This window comes from Anabaena sp. WA102, from assembly GCF_001277295.1.
GTDB lineage: Bacteria > Cyanobacteriota > Cyanobacteriia > Cyanobacteriales > Nostocaceae > Dolichospermum > Dolichospermum heterosporum.
The window spans coordinates 3,971,932-3,992,162 of record NZ_CP011456.1 but is presented as its reverse complement, the minus strand read 5'-3'; the positions used below and the strand labels follow the sequence as shown (position 1 = coordinate 3,992,162).

The window sequence follows — 20,231 nt, the reverse complement described above, 5'->3', positions numbered from 1 at the left end:
CACTGGGTATAACAGATGTTTTGGTTTTGCACTTCTTCTTAAATCCCGTTGACATTACTTAGATACAGTGGTTAGATGGGTTATCTCTTAAACTACCTTGAGTTGTGTCAATTGAACATCCTCCCACATATCGAGTAAATCCCTTTGTCAATAGGGGTTGAGATGCGCTAACCCTGCTGCGCCCCTACCTCCTAATTCCTAAATTCTTCCATAAGATGGTGTTTGAAAAGTCATGATTGCTGTATCAAATATTTTACCCCTCCCTAACCCTCCCCTTATAAAGGGGAGGGAACTAGATTTTTATTGTTACTGATGATTGTTGGGTTAATCCTGAAATTGATAAAACCTTATAAAGGGGAGGGAACTAGATTTTTATTGTTACCCCCCTTTAGGAGAACGGGGGGTAACAATGTGATGAAAATTACGGGATACCACTTTTCAAACATTCTCCAAGACCATCTTTGTCAATTTTGCAAGCTGCGTAAGTCCTAAATTATTTAAAAAAATGGCAAAATGTGATAGTTCTATGATTCTAGTTGACAAGTACAGCCGAAATTCCCCCATACAACCTTGCTGTTAAATCCCACCGCCCATGAAAACAGTATTACTTGATGATCGTCAAAATTCCTTAGTGCAATGGGTAAGCCAAGCAACGGGTATAAATACTTTCGGGGTAAAAGTCCGATTGCTAGGTAATGACCTACATATTCTCTGTGAAAACGCTGAATGTCCACAACGCTGGCAAACCTTATCGGAGTTATTGCAGGCACTACAGCAAACTGATGTAGATACCCTCACCAATGACGAACAACCGTCAATATACCAAGTATTAATTTATGGTCGAAAAAAAGGGGAACACCGTCCTGAATGGTGCCATCGGGTATATTTAAATCAACTGGAACGACATTTAGAACAGGCACTATTGGCACAGACAGAAACGCCTATAAGCCCTGGAGGCTCGCTGATTATCTCTAATGAAAGTTTGGCACGTCAAGGGGATGGGGATGCCATTGCTCGCTATTTGAGCGAACATCTCAGCCATTTAGGTATAGCAATACAGGTAAAAATTAAACCCTCTGCGGCGAAAAATAACTCTCAGATTGTCGCTAATCGTCTTTGGGTATTTTGTCAGTCTAGCTATAGCCCTGATTCATCATTATTGGCAGAAACGGTAGCCCAAAAGCTCAGACATTTGCAGCTTGTCGGTTATCAGGATGCCATTATTGTTGCCCAAGTTCGAGGGGAAACAGAGCCAGATTGGCGGGTAAGAGTAGATTTGACACCTCCAGAGGTGATGTTAAAAGAATGGGCGCGATGGGGAGATGTGCAAGCGATCGCTAGAATATTAACTGAAGAATTATTAGGCTTCGAAATAGCATTGCAAACTTCCCTCAAAGAATCTACCTTGCACATCTTCTGTACCCCAGCTTTTGACCCCTTAGAAACCGCACCCGCACCGGATAAAACGACCGCACTACAAGCCATTGTCCCCCTACTCGAAAGTATTGCTCCTCAAGCCATTATCTCAGCCGCCATATACGGACAAAAAACCACAGACAAACAACCAACTTGGATAGATTGGGTATCTTTACCAGCATCTGAGCATCCATTCCTACTCACATCTGCATTGGAGCTTGCCCGTGCAGGTGATCAACCAGCCATGATTTTTTTACTAGAGCGACTACTCAATCCCAACCTAGATTGGCGATTGAAAACAGGTGGTATCCGGGTACTACTAGTTCGCAAAGAAGATTTATTACACATAATGTGTGATGCTCCCGTTTGTCCTACACGCTATCAAGTTTCTAGTAAAGTGACTCAATTTATCCGCCAACTGAAAATTTCTGGTATTACTGGTGTCCGTGTTTATGGTCGTCGTGCTGGTGATAAAGAACCCGTATGGCATCATGGGGCTGATCTAGAAGAACGTTCTCGATTAGTTCCTGAAGCAACACCAGAATTTGCCGCTACATCAGAATATGTAAATTCCCTAATGATAGATGAAAACAGTGAAGAAATTTTGCGTCCCGATTTAACCAATGAAAAAGTAAAAATTTTTCTCAAAGAAGCATCAAAGAATTGGGTACTAAACACCAATAAATTAATCAGAAATTTACTTTTAAACAGTCAAATATTTACACCATCTAATCAGGAAATAGACGAAAATCCCGATAATCAAGGAATTGGCAGCGGGATGATTTGGTTAGCATTAGGATTACTTCTCGCCTTACAAAGTGATTTTATGTTAGGCTACGTCGTCGCACATACTGTTAAAAATTCACCAAAAGCTAGTAATAATATTGTTTCACCATTATCCTCACAAGCACAAGCATCCTCACTATCACCAAATAATCAGAAAACATCATTTTCAAATCAACCAGGGACAACAGAATTACTTAATAATGATCCCTCCGCCTTTAATGCTTCTGGATTTATTAATGATAATAATGCTCAATCAGGAAATTTGCCAGCCGGACCATTAAAAGAAAAAGCCACTTCTACAGCTATTTTATTAGCAGCCAGATCGCAAATACCCACTTTTAATGCTAGGCAATTAGATGAACAATTAGCTCTATATAAACAGCGGTTATCTACAAAAAAACGTCCACCAGATGTCTTAATTGTTGGTTCTTCTCGCGCACTGAGAGGAGTTGATCCTGTCGCCCTTTCTAAAGCTTTATCCTCCCAGAATCATAGCAATATTGATATATTTAACTTTGGCATTAATGGAGCAACAGCCCAAGTCGTTGATGTTCTCATCCGTCAGGTTTTAGAACCCCAAGAACTACCAAAAATAATTTTATGGGCAGATGGTTCTCGTGCCTTTAACAATGGGAGAGAAGATATTACTTTCAATGCAATTGAATCTTCACCAGGATACAAACAAATATTGCAGAAATCTCCAACAAAAGTCAAAGCTAATGAAGGTAATAAAAATCTAAAAGATCCCACAGAAAAAGTTAGTAATAAACCTAAAACAGCAGATACTAATATCTATCAAACCACTAACGATTGGTTAAATCAGTCTGTAGCTAATTTATCTGCTAGTTATAAAAGCCGTGATCAAATTAAAATTCTTCTCCAAAAACAACTTCAATATCTACCTTTTAGCTATCAACATTCCCCAGTTAAATCAAAAGTCCACATCACTCATGATTCAGAAATAGACAATAATTCTTCTCTCCAAGGAGTTGATTTTGATGGATTCTTACCTTTATCTATTCGCTATAATCCCACCACATACTATCAAAAACATCCCAAAGTTTCTGGAGATTACGATAATGATTATAAATCTTTCCAATTAGCAGGTAAACAAGATCAGGCATTCCATTCCATGTTAGAGTTTACCAAAAATAATAATATCTCTCTCGTCTTTGTGAATATGCCTCTCACTTCAGATTATTTAGATCCCGTACGCATGAAATATGAGCAACAGTTTCAAGAGTATTTATTAACCTTTACCAATCATCCTCAATTTATCTATCGTGATTTAAGTCAGCTATGGACAAAAGCAAATGATTACTTTTCAGATCCTAGTCACCTCAATCGTTATGGTGCTTATGAAGTATCCAATAAACTAGCTATAGATCCAATGATTAGCTGGCCAACAAAATGATTAAATAGGAAATAGAGAATAGATGAGAAAATATTCTTCATCCTCATTCCTAACTTACGAAAAATAACAAAATACTTGTATTCTTTCTTCCTCATCACAAATTCAGAATTATCAATTAACAAACAATGAAATTTATATCAATTTTTTATGGGTTGTTTCTATTGAGTGTTTTAGGCATCTACTGGACTGTTAATTTAGCAAATATAAGATTATGGATACTGTTAATAGCTAGTCTTTTATTTTACGCATCTTTGAATATTCAATATTTACCATTGCTTTTAACACTAACTTTTATCAACTTCCATCTAGGTTTAGAAATTGGCAGTAATACTTCACCAGGAAAACATTCTCAAAACTGGAATTTATCTAATGAGGAATGGCAATTTGCTCAAGCTGACTGGAATCAACGCCGTCTTAAAGTATTGTGGATTGGCATAGGTTTTAATGTTTTTATTCTTTTAGGCTTTAAATACATAAATCATTTTCTAAATTTAGTTTTTAATCAGCCAACAAGTTCACCAGAATCATTGATTAAGTTAGTTGCACCTCTAGGAATTTCTTTCTTTACCTTTGAATGTATTGCTTATTTAATAGATATTTATCGTGGCGCTCAGGCTGCTACTAAATTTATCCAATTTGCCACATATAAATTATTTTTTGCTAAACTAATTTCTGGACCCATTACTCGTTACCATAATTTAGCGATTCAATTTGATACCCTCAGATTTCCCAGCATTGATAGAGTTGCTGAAGGAATGTGGTTAATTGCTAGAGGTGCAGTTAAAAAAGGTATCCTCGCTGATAATTTGGGTATATTTGTAGATTTATGTTTTGGTAACTTACAAAGGGCAGGTAGTACAGATTTGTGGTTAGCTACCTTTGCTTATGGCTTACAGTTATATTTAGATTTCAATGGTTATGTTGATATTGCTCGTGGTAGTGCTTTACTATTTGGGTTGGTTTTACCGGAAAACTTTGATTTTCCTTACTTCAGTACAAGTATTGCTGATTTTTGGCGACGCTGGCACATTACATTAGGTGATTGGCTACGTAATTATCTTTACTTTCCTTTAGGCGGTTCTCGGCGCGGATTAATGCGTACCTGCGGAAATTTATTGATAGTCATGTTAGTGGCTGGTATTTGGCACGGTTCAGCTTGGGGTTTTATTATTTGGGGTCTATTGCATGGTGTCGCTTTAGTAGTTCATCGTCTCACAGTTCTACTAAGCGATCGCTTGACAATTCTTAATTCATTTTGGCAAAATCCGCTAGGAGTTATTTTTGCTTGGCTTTTAACACAAATCATGGTTTTCACATCCTGGATTTGGTTTCGTCTCCCCAACCTCCAAGACTCCGCTTTAGTGATCAAAAACTTTTGGGGTCATGCCGGTGATCAACAATTTTCAGAAAAAATCTATGTAGAAGCCTTAAATATAAGTCAGTACCAACTTTCTTATTTGTTAATAGGCATAGCTTTAATAATGTTCATAGCATATACTTTTAAGCGAGGCATGAAATTAGAATTTAGCTGGCCAATTAAAATTGTTTTTGTTCCCCTATGTTTTTATGCAGTTTGGTTACTAGCGCCTGAGGGTAGTTTACCTTATATATACTTTGATTTTTAGAGGTGAATTTTCTGCTGCAATTCCTGTAAATCTCATCACATTAGGAAAACATATAACTGATATAACTAATACTAATTTTAATTATCTTTACAAATTTAAACTTATCCTCTAATGTTGTATTCAGGTAGGCAAAACAACCTACCAACATCATAAGAAAATAAAGCAATCATAAAATGACAACTACCTTACAACAGCGCGAAAGTGCTAATGTGTGGGATCGCTTCTGCGGTTGGATCACCAGCACAGACAATCGTTTATATATCGGTTGGTTCGGTGTATTAATGATCCCCACCCTCCTATCTGCGATCGCTTGCTTCGTAATTGCATTCATCGCCGCTCCTCCAGTTGACATTGACGGTATCCGCGAACCAGTTGCAGGTTCTTTACTCTACGGAAACAACATCATTTCCGGCGCAGTAGTTCCTTCCTCCAACGCTATCGGTTTACACTTCTACCCAATTTGGGAAGCTGCTTCCTTAGACGAGTGGTTGTATAACGGTGGTCCTTACCAGTTGGTAGTATTCCACTTCTTGATCGGCGTATTCTGCTACCTCGGTCGTGAATGGGAACTTTCTTACCGCTTAGGTATGCGTCCTTGGATTTGCCTAGCATTCTCTGCTCCTGTAGCAGCAGCAACCGCAGTATTCTTGATCTACCCAATCGGTCAAGGTTCATTCTCTGACGGTATGCCTTTAGGTATCTCTGGAACATTCAACTTCATGATCGTGTTCCAAGCTGAACACAACATCTTGATGCACCCCTTCCATATGTTGGGTGTAGCTGGTGTCTTCGGTGGTTCTTTGTTCTCCGCAATGCACGGTTCTTTGGTTACTTCTTCCTTAGTTAAAGAAACAACCGAAAACGAATCACAAAACTACGGTTACAAATTCGGTCAAGAAGAAGAAACCTATAACATCGTAGCTGCTCACGGTTACTTTGGTCGCTTGATTTTCCAATACGCTTCCTTCAACAACAGCCGTCAACTACACTTCTTACTCGCTGCATGGCCTGTAATTGGTATCTGGTTCACAGCTTTGGGTATCAGCACCATGGCGTTCAACTTGAACGGTTTCAACTTCAACCAATCCATCATGGATTCTCAAGGTCGTGTTATCGCTACCTGGGCTGACGTAATCAACCGCGCTAACTTAGGTATGGAAGTAATGCACGAGCGCAACGCTCACAACTTCCCCCTAGACTTGGCTGCTGCTGATGTTGCTCCTGTTGCTTTGAGCGCTCCTGCAATCAACGGTTAATCGGTTTAGTTAAATAGAAAACGCTCTCCAATTATGGGTAGCGTTTTTTTGTTCATTTTTCACATTCGCGTTTAGTCACATAATGCCGATAGCGAAACATGGCTTCTAGCTGTGCTTGCACTAACCAACCACTCATAAATTCTATGCCATCACCACCGGGCATAGCATAAGTAATATTATCGGTTAATTTAGTTTTGCCGTTTTCTTCTGTAAATTCATGACGATGTACCCAGGACTCAAAAGGTCCAGATATCTGTTCATCGGTAAATAGGCGATATTTTTCATAGTCTGTGTGCCGTGCTAACCAAGTTAAAGGTAAAATACCGAGAAAAAGCCGAAATTCTGTAATTGCCCCGGCTTCTAGCCCACCTTCACGTCTAACGATTTGTACAGGTTGCCAAGGTGGAGTGAGTATTTGGACTATATCTGGTCTTTCGTGGAATTTCCAAACTACTTCAACTGGTGCGTTAATGATTGAGGAATGTTTAAAGTGCAACATGAACAAAAAACCTAAAATTGAGCCTTTAGATTCATTATTGACAATTGTATGAGGAAATAGGCTGAAAACCTCGGAATTGTCATCTAAAAATAGTTAAATTTAGTATAACGAGAGAATGCACTAAAAAGCTGATGCGGCGATAGGGAAGTGCTGCTGCAAGCAGTTCGCTAATTGAGGTATAAAAAAATATTTTATCAAGTTTTTGGAATTTACCCGTTGATATATCATTTATTATGCAATAATGGGAGTCGAGAAGTAATTCGGTGGACCTCGTTTGTTTTTAGTATTGATAGGCTTTTTCCCTTTGGTATTTACAGACTTTTCTCCGAAATCTAAATCTCTACACTCTTATGATTTTGGAGAAAATCTATGTCAATTTATGTAGGCAACCTCTCTTATGAAGTTACCCAAGACGGCTTAAGCGAAATTTTCAAGGAGTATGGCACTGTAAAGCGTGTTCAGCTACCTACCGACCGAGAAACTGGTAAAGTTCGCGGTTTCGGTTTCGTAGAAATGGAATCAGAAGCAGAAGAAGAAAAAGCCATTGAAGCACTTGATGGTGCTGAATGGATGGGACGTGATTTAAAAGTGAACAAAGCTAAACCAAGAGAAGAACGTACTCCTTTTGGTGGTGGAAACCGGGGTGGTGGGAACTTCGGCGGTGGAAGCCGTAACCGTTACTAATATCCATAGATTTAAGGCCGATAAATATCCGCCTTGAGGATAATTAGGTTTAACAAAAGCTCAGGAGTGAATTCCTGGGCTTTTTCATGGCAAATTTTCTGCACAGGATCAATATTGACTTAACCCGTATTTCTCACGAACAATGTAATCGCAATTTCTATAACCCGTATAGAGAATCGGTTTCCGGCATTTTTTACTGGGTTGATTTTTGATGCAGTGTGAAACTCCAGAATCCAGATTTTACAGGGTTTGAGAATTTTGGTGAAAAATCCAGGGTAAAATGGCATCAAAAGAGATATTTTGGCAAATTGGCACAAGTTATGGACAAATATTATCATAATTAGGGGTCAGCACTTGTCAGCATGATTAGTCATAAAATGTTACTTTAGAAAACTATAACTAAGTCATATTTTCCGACATCTACCCATGCCTTATCTTATCACTGCTGGGGAAATTCGTTCCCTAATTACTGAACATAGCAAAGCTAAAACTCTGTGGATAGATACAGAAGTTGCTGATTATAAAACTCGTAATCCTAGATTATCACTAATTCAGGTGTTGGATAATCCTGAGGATATGACTGGTAATAGTGTTTATTTGTTAGATGTTCTCGATAAATCAGATGTAATTGCTGATTTTGTGGAAAGGATTATGACTAATGATGCTATTGAAAAAGTTTTTCATAATGCTGGTTATGATGTGCAATATTTGGGAGGTAAAAGAGCTAAAAATATTACCTGTACTTTGGCAATGGCTAAGAAAATTCCTATTTATTTACTACCGTTACCTAATTATCAACTGAAAACTCTAGCAACTGAACTTTGTAATTTTCATGATATTGATAAACAAGAACAAAGGAGTGATTGGGGAAAAAGACCATTAACTGAAGCGCAACTAGAATATGCTTATCTTGATTGTATTTATTTGGCTCAAGTACATTTAAGATTATTAGAATTAGAGGCTAATTTTCAGGTAGATCCAATTAAGGAAGATTTAAACTTATTGACTGCTAGATATAGAGAAATTGAACAGCAACAAAAAATACTTAAGTCAGAATTTGAGCATTTACAAGAACGGGTAAAAAAAGCGATGTTAGTCCAAAATATTGCCGAAACATCGCATTGTAAACTAACAAGTTATGAGCGAAAAACTTTTAAAACTCAGTTTCAGGAATTGGTAAATTTAGTAGAAAATCAAGGTGTTGATTTAGATTTTACTATTACTTTAACTGAAGATATTCGCAAAAATTTGGGGGTAAATCTGGAAAAGTTAACTGTAAATGTTGATACAAATACTTATTGGAAAGTCACTCCTAAAAATCAGGAAGATCAGGAAGATTAAGAGCAAATATTGAAAAACTCTGTGAACTAACTTTAATCATACTTCCGAATACTGGTATGAAAATTTTCATGAAAGTGCTAACAAAATTAACAGAATTATCAGCGGGAATCTAGTAATAATCTAAATCTAGATAGTAAGGATTTTATTTTTAATATTTACTAATATGCGGTGATTGGCTGGATAAATTTATTCATTAATTCTCAATAACTTCAGGGAATTTTATAATTTGACTTGAATATTAATCAAAAAGCAAACATATTGCAGAAGTAAGTAATTTAGTGAATGATTTACTCCCAGTAAGATGGCAATTTTTGGTAAATTATGAAATGGCAGTTATTGACACAAAAACAGCGAGGAGTAAACAGGGCATTCACTATAGCAATGTTTACAATTTTCAGTGGTATTATTTGCGTTTCTTGCAGTAATAATCAAGATGTTTTAGTAACGGAAAGGGGAGCAAGTACCCCCAATCCACAGATAGGGAGAGCATCTAAAGCTGGGGAATTTTATGTTCAGGGACAAACTCAACATCTTAAAGGTAATTCCCAAGCGGCTATTGCTGCCTATAGTAAATCTATTAGTCTTAATCCTGAGTATGCACCAGCATTTAAGGGGCGGGGATTAGTTTATTTTGATACTGGTAATAAAGAGGGAGCGATCGCGGATTATAATCAGGCATTGCGTCTCAATCCCAAGGATGCGGAAGCATACAATAATCGTGCTAATGCTTTTGCTTCTATCGGAGATTATAGAAGAGCGCTTGCGGATTATAATCAAGCAATTAGCATTGCACCAAAATCTGCCGAGGTTTACAATAATCGAGGTAATGCCCGTGCTAACCAAGGTGATAAGAATGGGGCGTTAGAGGACTATACTCAAGCGATTCGGATTGATCAGGAATATGCTGTAGCCTATAATAATCGGGGTAATGCTTATGCTGCAAGAGGAGAACAGCAAAAAGCAATCTCCGATTATAATGAAGCCGTTCGCATTAATCCTAATTTTGGTGCTGTTTTTAATAATCGCGGTAACGCCTATGCCGCAATTGGCGATAAACGGGGTGCATTAAAAGATTTACAGCGGGCAGCAGCTATTTTTGACAAACAAGGAAATAAGGACTTATATCAACAAGCAATGAAGAATATTGAGGAATTGGGTAAGTAATTTATACATTACCGATATGAATCCAATCTTCAACTTCCGCAAATTTTTCCTGTGCCTGTCTTTACGTGCGTAGCTGTTTGTCAATCTCAAATTTAGAAATGCCCCAGGCTTTCAACGACCCGAACTCATTCCACAGGTCAGAGCGCAGTTTACCCAAGCTCAAAGCGATTAAATCAAGTTCGTTAGATTTCCAGTTATTTAGTTTTTCAGTCCCTAAAATAGCGATTCTCGTAACGGTTAACTGATTTTTTACTTTGAGTTTCATGGACTTGGTTTGCTACGTCTTTTACCATTATACCCCCATTGACTCATATTGACTACTATTTGTTTCATGAATATTTTGCTCTTCGGCTATTTTTTCCTTGTAAGCCCGAAGAAAGTAAAGTTTGGAGGAAAAGCAGTGCATGATAGCCATAAAATCCTGCATCAACTCTTCGTGCGGCGATAGCTTGGCATTGTTCACCACAACAATTTTGCAGCCGTGAAGGTTGCAAAACCACTCAACGAACTCAAAACCAAATCTGCATAACCTGTCCTTATGTCCCACGACAATTTCAGAGATTTGATTCTGGGCAACTTGAGTCATTAATTTAAGAAAGTTTTTCCGCTTCCAGTTCATGCCACTAGCAACATCCTTGACGACTCGACATCCTGGGTAAGTTTTGCCTAAAAATTCTATTTGTGTGTCAAGGTCTAACAACTGGGTTTTTGTGCTGACACGGGCGTAAAGAACCCGCTCTTTATCCGTTGGAACTGTTTTGATAAAGGCTGACTCTGGATATCTCCGGTGTCCCCCAGGGAAATACATTCTATTTTCCCTAAGTCAGCCCATTCTGCCGTCGTCTTAGGGTGATAGCCAAATTGTTTGTAAACTTGTTCTGGGGTTAGGTATTTCATCTTTCGGTTAAATACGATTAACCCCAGTATACTACGTTATTTTGAGATTAGAGAGTATGGCTGGGAAGAATAGGTCAGATTCTCTCATTGTTGTTTGAGCAATTTTATTAATAGGCGTTGCTGAATCGAGGTATGAAATTCCCAAATTGAATCTTTAAAACTCTTACCTCAGTGCGTCTTTGCGCCTTTACGTGAGACTAAAATTCATACCCTTAATCAGCAACGCCTATTAATAAATATTAAGTAGATCAGTAAGAGGGTTAAAAGAATTAAAATAAAAAGAGAAAAAAAGCACAACAGCGACCCAAAAAGCTAACGCAAAACCCCAGTAAAACAGGGAACAATCCCAGGAATGGCATAACATTTCCCTGTTTCTTGATAATTTCAGCTAAACTGTTCCTCAGCGTCCAAATTAAATAACATTTGCAGAGTTTGCATACATCGTCTTCTAGCTTCCACATCTTGCTGGGCGCGTAATTGCACCATCGGATCATGCAAAATCTTATTGACTATTCCTCTTGTCAAAGCCTCAATTACCTCTTGATGCTTTTCGCCAAATTCTGAACCCAAACGAGATAAAGCCTTTTCTAATTCCTGTTCGCGGATAGTTTCTATTTTATTGCGTAAAGAACTAATAGTAGATACAGTTTCTAAACTCCGCCACCAAATATCAAAAGCTTCAACTTCTTCATCTAAAATCTTCTCAGCTTCCTGTGCCATTTGGCGGCGGCTTTCATAATTTTGCGCCACAACTGCTTTCAAATCATCAACATTAAAAGCCTTGACATTGCCCAAATCATTGACATCTGCATCCACATTCCGGGGGACAGAAATATCAAATATCATCAATTTTTGACTGGGTTCTAACACTGTTTCTAACTTCACCCGATCTAAAATGGGTTCAGTTGAAGACGTGCTAGTAAATACCATGTCACTAGCGGCAATAACTGACATCATTTCTGGCAGGAGATGGATTTGAATAGGTTGTGCTGGGAACAACTTCGCCAACTCTTCAGCCCTGCTGCGGGAACGATTAACAATACTAATTTGAGTTGCACCTTTAGAAATTAGGTGTTGTACAAGTAACCGGGACATTTTCCCAGCGCCGAGAATAGACACACGATTTGTAGATAAATTTTCTACTTTCATCTGTGCCAATTCCACAGCAGCCGAACTGATAGAAACTGCACCAGTCCCAATACTGGTTTCGGTGCGAACCCGTTTACCCGCCGTTAAAGCTTGTTTAAATAAGCGATTTAAAATGGTTTTGATGCCATTAAATTGTTGTCCCAGTTTGTGGGTATTTTTAACTTGAGCGAGAATTTGACCTTCACCCAAAACCAGACTATCCAAACCACCGGCAACCCGTAAAATATGGGTGACAGCATCAACATGGAGCAACATAAATAGATGATGCCGTAAAGACATAATCGGCAGCTTGCTATGTTCTGAAAGGAACTGAGTCACTTCATGAATACCCTGAGTAGTTTCCTGACTAACAATATAAATTTCTAAGCGGTTACAAGTGCTGAGAATAGCAACTTCATCAACATGAGGATAACTGAGAAGTTGGGCGATCGCTCTTTCGATTTGAGGTTCAGGAATACTTAATTTTTCTCTAACTTCGACTGGGGCCGTTTTATGGCTTAACCCCACCACTGCAATATTCATTTCTTAAATAGATAATTGGTTAGGTGTCAGTTGTTCGTTGTCAGTTGTCAGTTGTCAGTTGTCAGTTGTTAGTAGACTATCAATAACTGATTGACGGATATAAATTGACCAAAAACTATAAAACACAAAGTTTTTAGATTTTCACAACCTGTCAACAGATTTTGGATTAACTCCACCAAACAAGTGTGGACATTGAGGATTTTAGATTGGTGTTAGGGAAGCGTACGCAGCGAGTATTTTTGATTAATTCCGCCCTGGAGGGGCGGGTAACCTGTACCGAAAATTCCCAATCCAAAATCTAAAATCCAAAATCTCAGATTTTTCGGTCAAATTTACTTTGACAGACCACTAATAACAAGGGACTAATGACCACTGACTACTGACTTAATTACTAACGCAGTTGGATATTCTTAGGTTCGTCCCACAAGTGAACTGTATCCACAAACCGAGCGGTTTTGGATTGACTAGAAATAACCAAGCTTTGGGTTCTAGCACCACCGTGGAAGAAGCGCACACCATCCATCAAAGTTCCAGGAGTAATACCGCAACCAGCAAATAGCACTGTTTCACCAGAAGCTAATTCATTAGCGTTATAAACTCTGTCTCCGTCAGTAATACCCATTTCATTTAAACGGGCTAGATTACCTTCTCTGCTTTCACCAATTAAGCCAGTTTGGACAACTTCTGGATCATAGATTAATTGTCCTTGGAAGTGTCCACCCAAGCAGCGTAAAGCCGCAGCAGAAATTACACCTTCGGGTGCAGCACCAATACCCATCAAAGCATGAATATTAGTACCAGAGAAAGCGCAACAGATAGCAGCAGAAACGTCACCATCACTAATCAGTCTAACTCTTGCGCCAGCGGTGCGGATTTCTTGAATGAGTTCTTTGTGACGGGGACGATCCATCACTACTACTACCAATTCTTCCACAGCCCGGTTTAAGCACTCAGAAAGAATTTTCAGGTTTTCTGTAGCAGACTTATTGATATCAACATGACCTCTAGCGGCTGCTGGTGCTGCGAGTTTCTTCATGTAGAAGTCAGGAGCAGCAAATAAACCGCCCTTTTCAGAAATTGCCAAAACTGCCATTGAGCCATTTTGACCATAAGCAACTAGGTTAGTACCTTCGCAAGGGTCAACAGCAATATCAATTTCTACAAGCTCATTAACATTACAGAAATTTGCCGCATCAGGTCTGGTGCAAATACCAACTTCTTCGCCAATGTAAAGCATAGGAGCTTCGTCCCGTTCACCTTCACCGATAACGATGCGACCACGCATATGGATTTTGTTCATCCGTTCACGCATCGCTTCCACTGCTACTTGGTCAGCAATGTTCTTTTCGCCCTTACCCATCCACTTAGAAGAAGCGATCGCCGCTTGCTCAACTACTTCTATAATCTCTAACCCAAGTGTATTTTCCACGAGTATCCCCTTTAAATTACTTTTCTTAGCGTCGTTTTGTTAGCTATTTCAGTTTTTAAGTTTACCAAAGTGCGGATACATATTAGAAAAAAGTCTGGAATAGCAACTATGTTAAGTTTTGCATCTAAGGCAACTCCGACTGTATCAATACAAATGTATTAATGCAGTTGGGGCAGAAATTACAGCAATAATTGAGTAAATGCGCCTAGCGAGTTAAAATAGATTTGGTGACAGCCTCTTGTACTGTTCCTTACGAGGCTTTTATGGCAGCAAATCTCAAACAAATAGCCAAGTATCTAGATAATCTTGGTTGGGACTACCGTATTGATGAAAAAGAAGACCGGATTATTACAGGTGTTGAAGCGGAAAATATCGAAGATTTTCTGATAGTTGTCCAACTGGACGAGGAAGGAAAATTTTTTCGGCTGTTTGCACCCCAAGTTTTAGCGGAAGTAAAAGACCATCCCCATAAAGATGCTATCCTCCAGACGATGCTGGCTATTTCCTGGGAAACCAAAATGCTGCAATGGGAATATGATCCATCCGATGGTGAAATCCGCGCTATCATCGAATTTCCCCTGGAAGACTCCATGCTCACCGAGAGACAATTTAACCGTTGTCTGAGCGGATTAATCCAAATTGTGGATACCATTGCCCTACCGCGTTTGCAAGAGGTAATGGAAACAGGAGAAGATCCGGGCAATCTAGACTTAGGAGAAAGATTATTGTTGAGTATTCAAGAACAAGCTCCTGGATTATTAGAACTCCTAGAAAAAGCTATGGAAGCGCGGAAAAAACGCGGTAGTTTTGCCGATGATTAAGGCGAATAACTACTGAAATCGCTAGACTGCAAAGTGATAACCTGATCATATACTGAAATTTTGTAAGGCGGGATTTTTATGACATCCTATGCAACCTCCTCTGCTAAAGCAGAAATGAGTGAACTCCGGCGGTTAAAAAGCTTGTTACCCCCAGAATTGCAAAGTTGGGTAACAGTTGAAGGCACAATAGAGGTTAATCCATCCCTGATTCGTTGTGAAGAAATTGGCAAAGACCAAGTAGAAATTCAAATTGACTTGGTAAAGTGGGATGCTCTCGCAATGGATCAGCGCAATTTGCTGTTTTGGCACGAAGTTGCTCGCATTCAAAATGACACAATTCCCAAAGATGGTTGGGAAATGGCAGCACTAGCTATTGGTTTGGGTGGTGCTGTAGGTGAGTTGTGGGTACAAGATGGATTATTGCTAGTATTAGCTATGGCGCTCTGTGGCGTGTCCGGTTGGCGATTATATCAAAAAAATAATGGTGGTAAACAAGTTAAAGAATTGCTGGATGCGGACGAAAAAGCGATCGCTCTAGCAACCCGCTTTGGTTATAGTTTACCTAACGCCTATAAAAGTCTTGGTAGTGCCTTAAAAACTTTGGTGGAAAACACTCCTAGTAAACGTCAGCGTTCTCGATATGAAGCCAGACTTTCTGCTCTCAAACGGAGCGCCAACAAAGCTAAAACTAAATCGAGGAATGAGGATTCTGGTCTGTAAAATCTTCATAGCTAGTAGACAACGGCGTAAATAAACCAACCATTCTCAATCACCCAAAAGCCTATCTCGTACTCGTTTTGACTTTTGACTTTTGACTTTTGACTTCCGCTCTGCGGTACCAGTGGGTTGGGTGTTGCCCACCCCACAAGGATATAGATTTATGTTCCTGACTTCTTCACGCCATATTAAAACTTTATCAAACTTTCTTATTTCGCTCATCAAAAATTTTTAAATAATCTAATCGCTGCAATATTTTATAATTTAGAAAGTCACAGATTACAAAAATACCGGAATCCCATCATTCACCTTCGCAACTAATAAAACTGCCCATTCTAACTTTTTAACAACTGTACTTTGGAAGACAATTATTTTTACAAATACCTCTAATTTAGTGTTAGAGACAAGTTATATAGCGATATGGACTTTTTGTAAAATACATTGAGGAAATCAAAAATCTCTAGACACAGGGTTTTCATGCTCTTGATTGTATCACATCCGATTTCTTTTCCCTTTGGGGAAATTCTAAATACATACCTACGGAGTTTAAATAGATCCGACATATTCACAACAGCAAAAACTTTATAAATTGCTGTTATTGTGAAGCTTTATTGGTGATATTTTTCTAATCTTTAAAAATCTACCAACTTGTGCTTCATCAGACAGATTAAAGGTAAGGTTAATTGTTTTTCTAAAGCAAAATAACGTTGAGAAAATTAGATTATATATGGCAACTAAAGTCCAGAGTTTTATGAGTAGCCAACCCATATCAGTAGATTTTTCAGTGACTTATTTAGAAGATGCAGCAATCTTGCAAGTTCCAGTGAGGTTAACTGTACTTGAAGCTGTCAATTTTAAACAAACTTGCCAAAACTTAATTCAAGCGGATGTACCACCTGGACAAATTTTCATTGATTTTCAAAATACTACTTTTATGGACAGTAGTGGTTTAGGTTCTTTAGTCAGTAACTTTAAAAATTCTCAAGAAAAGGGAATTCAAGTCACATTGCGTCATGTGACACCCCAAGTCATGGCCGTTTTAAATCTGACGGGACTAGATCAGGTGTTTCCCATTGAGTCTCTTTACAATCTCACATTAATAGCAACAGATAATTTAACAGATGCCGGAAAAAATAATTATCGCAAAGTAGATCCACTTCCCCAAACTCATCACTCCGTAGCATCTTGGATGAAACGGGCTATTGATATTGTAGGATCATTGGTGGGATTAGTAATTACATCTGTTTTATTTATTCCCATAGCGATCGCCATTCAAATTGATGATCCCGGTCCGATTTTATTTCAGCAAACCCGTTGTGGCTGGATGGGTAAGCGGTTTGCAATTTGGAAATTTCGCTCTATGTGTGTAGATGCCGAAGCCAGAAAATCCCAAATCAAAAACCAAGCCGAAGGTGCTTTCTTTAAAAACGACAATGATCCCCGAATTACTAAAGTAGGTAAATTTTTACGCCGTACCAGTCTCGATGAACTACCTCAATTTTGGAATGTTCTCAAAGGGGAAATGAGTTTAGTCGGGACTCGACCACCTACACCTGATGAAGTAGAACGCTACGAAGTCCCAGAATGGCAACGTTTGGACGTTAAACCGGGCATGACTGGTGAATGGCAAGTTAACGGTCGCTCTAAAGTGCGGAGTTTTGAAGATGTGATTCGTTTAGATTTACAGTATCAGCAAAATTGGACTTTAGTTTACGATTTAAAGTTAATTTTCAAAACCATTGCCATTTTGTTTAATAAAAACAGTGGGGCTGTTTAGATTATCTACTCCTAAACTAAATTTACAAATTTATCTATGTAATTTACCCAAGTCATCAATCGGCTTGGGCTTATTTTTATGAAAGGGAACAGGAAGCAACAGAGAACAGGAAAACTCAGCCGCTTCCAAGGGGCAGTGTTGCCACCAATCCAGAAAAATATGGCTTTGCAGCTAATTTGTCTCTTTTTTTCCGCCTTCCCCGTTCCCCTTGTTCAGGAAGTAATCAACTGTAGAATATGTTACTATTTAGAGAAAACCTATTCATACAATTGCAGTTCAGATATTTGTAAGCAAGTTGAATAAGTATTTGCTTCCATGAAAACATACATGAGGTTTAATGACTGAATCTTTAAGAGGGAATTTCCCATTGACAAAAAACGCTGTGAGCAAACCTAAAACTGACACAGAAGCTACAAGCAAAAATTTAGCTTTAACCATTGCTGAGGCGGCTTTAGACCGCAAGGCTGTAGAAATCGTCCTGCTTGATGTGGCAGAAATTTCTTACCTGTCCGATTACTTTGTGATGATGACTGGTTACTCTAAAGTACAAGTAAGAGCGATCGCTGACGCAATTGCCGGACAAGTAGAAATTGACTGGCAACGACGACCCCTCAGAACCGAAGGAAAAGCCGAGGGAACTTGGGTACTCCAAGATTATGGTGATGTTATCGTCCATATCATGATGCCAAGGGAACGGGAGTTTTATAATTTAGAAGCGTTCTGGGGACACGCGGAACGTATTCCACTACCAAACTCCGATAATGTTGGGGGTTAACCAATATGATGCGATCCTCTCTAGCGAATTGCCCAGTTCCTACGGAACAACAACCGCTGAATGAGTACGAAGAGCTAAAAAATGCTTGGCTATTTCGAGATAGTACCCTAAGTTGGGGTAACTACACCAAAAAATGTTTTGGATTTGGGCTTGGTCTTGGTTAATAGCCGGACCTGTGGCAGCAGCCAGCTTTCCTCCCCAAAAGCAGATTTTTAATTTTCTTCTTTGTGGATCTGGTGCTGCTAGTGTAACTGTAGTGCTAGTATTGGTACGGTTATATTTAGGTTGGTTCTATGTGCGCGATCGCCTTTACAGTCCCACCGTATTTTATGAAGAATCTGGTTGGTACGACGGACAAACCTGGACAAAACCCCAAGAAGTCATGAGCCGCGATCGCCTAATTGTTACCTACGAAATCAAACCCATTTTCCAACGCTTGCAAATTACCCTTGCCGCCTTGGCTCTAATGTATCTTATTGGTACTATAGTTTGGCATTTCTTGTAAATACTTATTAGTCATTGGTCATTAAGTAATTGGACAAAAATATTTACAGTCATTGCGAGCGAAGGGAAGCAATCACAACCCTGGCAATTGCTTCATTTCACTTCGTTCCATATGGCTAACGCCACGGAGCGCTAACGCAATGACATTGTGTAATTAATTCTGTCTCACTACTTAGTCATTGGTAAAACAACTGACAACTGACAACCGACAACCGACAACTGACAACTGACAATTCACAAAATAGATATAAACCCATGACAATGGGAAAACGAACTCAAGCCGCAGCACTGGAAGTCCGGTTGCTGCGTGAAGGTATTATCGAATCTCGGCATATAGTCCAGGCTGTAGTTAGTGATGACCGGGGACGGGTACTTTCCGTTGCTGGTAACGCTGAAACCGCCGCATTTGTCCGTTCTGCCCTCAAACCATTTCAAGCCCTGGCTGTCACCAGCACAGGCACAATGGAACGCTATGGTTTGAGCGATCGAGACTTAGCAATCATCACCAGTTCCCACAAAGGCAGCATGGAACAGGTGAGACAGGTATTTAACATTCTGTGGCGGGCAGATATTGACATCAACTCCCTGCACTGCCCAATCCCTAAAGACAAGCGTAGCTCTCTAGAATATAACTGCTCTGGTAAACACGCGGGAATGTTAGCTGTTTGTCAGCAACGCCATTGGCCATTAACTAACTATTTGGATCGTAAACACCCAGTCCAACAGTTAATTATTACTAAAATAGCCGAATTGTTGCGAATGCCAGCGGAAGAATTTCTCACCGCCCATGATGACTGCGGCGCACCTACCTATCTCATGCAACTCAGTCAAATGGCATCACTATATGCTGTTTTATCTTCCAGCAATAGCGTAGACATGGAACGCATTGTCCGCGCCATGAACCATCACCCCACAATGATAGCAGGTGAAGGGGAATTTGATACAGAATTAATGCGTCTCACTCCTGGTGAACTGGTTAGTAAGTCTGGGGCAGAAGGAGTACAGTGTATAGGCAGACTTGGTGAAGGCATGGGATTAGCTATTAAAGTTATGGATGGCTCAAAACGCGCCAAATATGCCGTAGCTATTCACATCCTCCAACAAATGGGTTGGATTACTCCCAGCGTTGCCCAAAGCCTGTCTGAGAAATTTATGAACCTGGGGAAATACAAGCGTTTGGAAGTAATTGGAGAATTATCGCTTTTGTAGTTGACAAACTTTTGACTTCGCGCTATATTAAAGGAGTCGAGAGAAAAGCGACACAAGCGACGCGGGATAGAGCAGCCTGGTAGCTCGTCGGGCTCATAACCCGAAGGTCAGTGGTTCAAATCCACTTCCCGCCACCAAATTGAAAAACGAATCCCTGTAATCTTCCAAGGTTGCAGGGATTTGTTTTATAAGGGAAATGCCGAAAACCCTTGAAGATGTAGCTTCCTAAGTCAGCTACATCTGTGC

At 39.4% G+C, this 20,231-nt stretch carries 16 protein-coding genes, 1 tRNA gene and 1 pseudogene; 13 read left to right on the top strand and 5 right to left on the bottom strand.

The annotated features are described in order from the left end of the window. Window positions 1–592: 592 nt before the first annotated feature. The 3 genes from AA650_RS17355 (at window position 593) to psbA (ending at window position 6,497) form a co-directional block, all read left to right on the top strand. Window positions 593–3,616 (top strand): hypothetical protein, encoded by a 3,024-nt coding sequence (locus AA650_RS17355; RefSeq protein WP_053539962.1) that lies wholly within the window; start codon window positions 593–595, stop codon window positions 3,614–3,616. A gap of 125 nt (window positions 3,617–3,741) precedes the next feature. Then, a complete protein-coding gene (locus AA650_RS17350; RefSeq protein ID WP_053539961.1) occupies window positions 3,742–5,241 on the top strand; it encodes an MBOAT family O-acyltransferase in 1,500 nt (499 codons plus the stop codon). A 173-nt stretch (window positions 5,242–5,414) separates the two neighbouring features. Then, window positions 5,415–6,497 (top strand): photosystem II q(b) protein, encoded by a 1,083-nt coding sequence (psbA, locus tag AA650_RS17345; RefSeq protein WP_039201305.1) that lies wholly within the window; start codon window positions 5,415–5,417, stop codon window positions 6,495–6,497. Between the two features lie 52 nt (window positions 6,498–6,549). Here the strand turns inward: psbA and AA650_RS17340 are convergent, their stop codons facing one another. Next, the gene (locus AA650_RS17340; protein ID WP_053539960.1) at window positions 6,550–6,996 is read right to left on the bottom strand and encodes an SRPBCC family protein; all 447 of its coding nucleotides are present in this window, start codon (window positions 6,994–6,996) and stop codon (window positions 6,550–6,552) included. A 369-nt stretch (window positions 6,997–7,365) separates the two neighbouring features. On the opposite strand from AA650_RS17340, the gene AA650_RS17335 reads away from it, so the two are divergent. The 3 genes from AA650_RS17335 to AA650_RS17325 all read left to right on the top strand — a co-directional run bounded on the left by AA650_RS17335 (window position 7,366) and on the right by AA650_RS17325 (window position 10,185). Next, window positions 7,366–7,680: an RNA recognition motif domain-containing protein gene (locus AA650_RS17335; protein ID WP_053539959.1), complete on the top strand. Its 315-nt coding sequence runs from the start codon at window positions 7,366–7,368 to the stop codon at window positions 7,678–7,680. A 426-nt stretch (window positions 7,681–8,106) separates the two neighbouring features. Continuing rightward, window positions 8,107–9,021 (top strand): 3'-5' exonuclease, encoded by a 915-nt coding sequence (locus tag AA650_RS17330; RefSeq protein WP_053539958.1) that lies wholly within the window; start codon window positions 8,107–8,109, stop codon window positions 9,019–9,021. A gap of 321 nt (window positions 9,022–9,342) precedes the next feature. After that, window positions 9,343–10,185, top strand: a complete 843-nt coding sequence (locus tag AA650_RS17325) for a tetratricopeptide repeat protein (RefSeq protein ID WP_039200631.1) — start codon at window positions 9,343–9,345, stop codon at window positions 10,183–10,185. 61 nt (window positions 10,186–10,246) lie between these two features. On the opposite strand, the gene AA650_RS17320 is transcribed toward AA650_RS17325, so the two are convergent. From AA650_RS17320 to glpX, 4 genes are all read right to left on the bottom strand, one after another. Further along, window positions 10,247–10,450, bottom strand: a complete 204-nt coding sequence (locus AA650_RS17320) for a hypothetical protein (protein ID WP_053539957.1) — start codon at window positions 10,448–10,450, stop codon at window positions 10,247–10,249. A 27-nt stretch (window positions 10,451–10,477) separates the two neighbouring features. Further along, window positions 10,478–10,993, bottom strand: coding sequence for an IS607 family transposase (locus tag AA650_RS17315; RefSeq protein ID WP_234413217.1), 516 nt, complete (start codon window positions 10,991–10,993; stop codon window positions 10,478–10,480). A gap of 473 nt (window positions 10,994–11,466) precedes the next feature. Then, window positions 11,467–12,753, bottom strand: a complete 1,287-nt coding sequence (locus tag AA650_RS17310) for a glutamyl-tRNA reductase (RefSeq protein ID WP_053539956.1) — start codon at window positions 12,751–12,753, stop codon at window positions 11,467–11,469. Between the two features lie 391 nt (window positions 12,754–13,144). Then, complete coding sequence (gene glpX, locus AA650_RS17305; protein WP_027404080.1) at window positions 13,145–14,182, bottom strand: class II fructose-bisphosphatase; 1,038 nt, start codon at window positions 14,180–14,182, stop codon at window positions 13,145–13,147. 263 nt (window positions 14,183–14,445) lie between these two features. Between glpX and AA650_RS17300 the strand changes: the two genes are divergently transcribed. From AA650_RS17300 to AA650_RS17270, 7 genes and pseudogenes are all read left to right on the top strand, one after another. Then, a complete protein-coding gene (locus AA650_RS17300) occupies window positions 14,446–15,003 on the top strand; it encodes a hypothetical protein (RefSeq protein ID WP_027404079.1) in 558 nt (185 codons plus the stop codon). 78 nt (window positions 15,004–15,081) lie between these two features. Further along, a complete protein-coding gene (locus AA650_RS17295) occupies window positions 15,082–15,723 on the top strand; it encodes a DUF3318 domain-containing protein (protein ID WP_039200635.1) in 642 nt (213 codons plus the stop codon). Window positions 15,724–16,447: 724 nt separating this feature from the next. Continuing rightward, window positions 16,448–17,497 carry a sugar transferase gene (locus AA650_RS17290; protein ID WP_053539955.1) on the top strand — a complete coding sequence of 350 codons (1,050 nt, stop codon included), beginning with the start codon at window positions 16,448–16,450 and terminating at the stop codon, window positions 17,495–17,497. A 337-nt stretch (window positions 17,498–17,834) separates the two neighbouring features. Continuing rightward, complete coding sequence (rsfS, locus tag AA650_RS17285) at window positions 17,835–18,272, top strand: ribosome silencing factor (RefSeq protein ID WP_027404076.1); 438 nt, start codon at window positions 17,835–17,837, stop codon at window positions 18,270–18,272. A 5-nt stretch (window positions 18,273–18,277) separates the two neighbouring features. Continuing rightward, window positions 18,278–18,777, top strand: a pseudogene (locus tag AA650_RS17280) (CGLD27 family protein). A 254-nt stretch (window positions 18,778–19,031) separates the two neighbouring features. After that, window positions 19,032–19,985 (top strand): asparaginase, encoded by a 954-nt coding sequence (locus AA650_RS17275; RefSeq protein WP_027404074.1) that lies wholly within the window; start codon window positions 19,032–19,034, stop codon window positions 19,983–19,985. Window positions 19,986–20,045: 60 nt separating this feature from the next. Continuing rightward, window positions 20,046–20,122: transfer RNA gene (locus tag AA650_RS17270), tRNA-Met, on the top strand. Window positions 20,123–20,231: the final 109 nt, after the last annotated feature.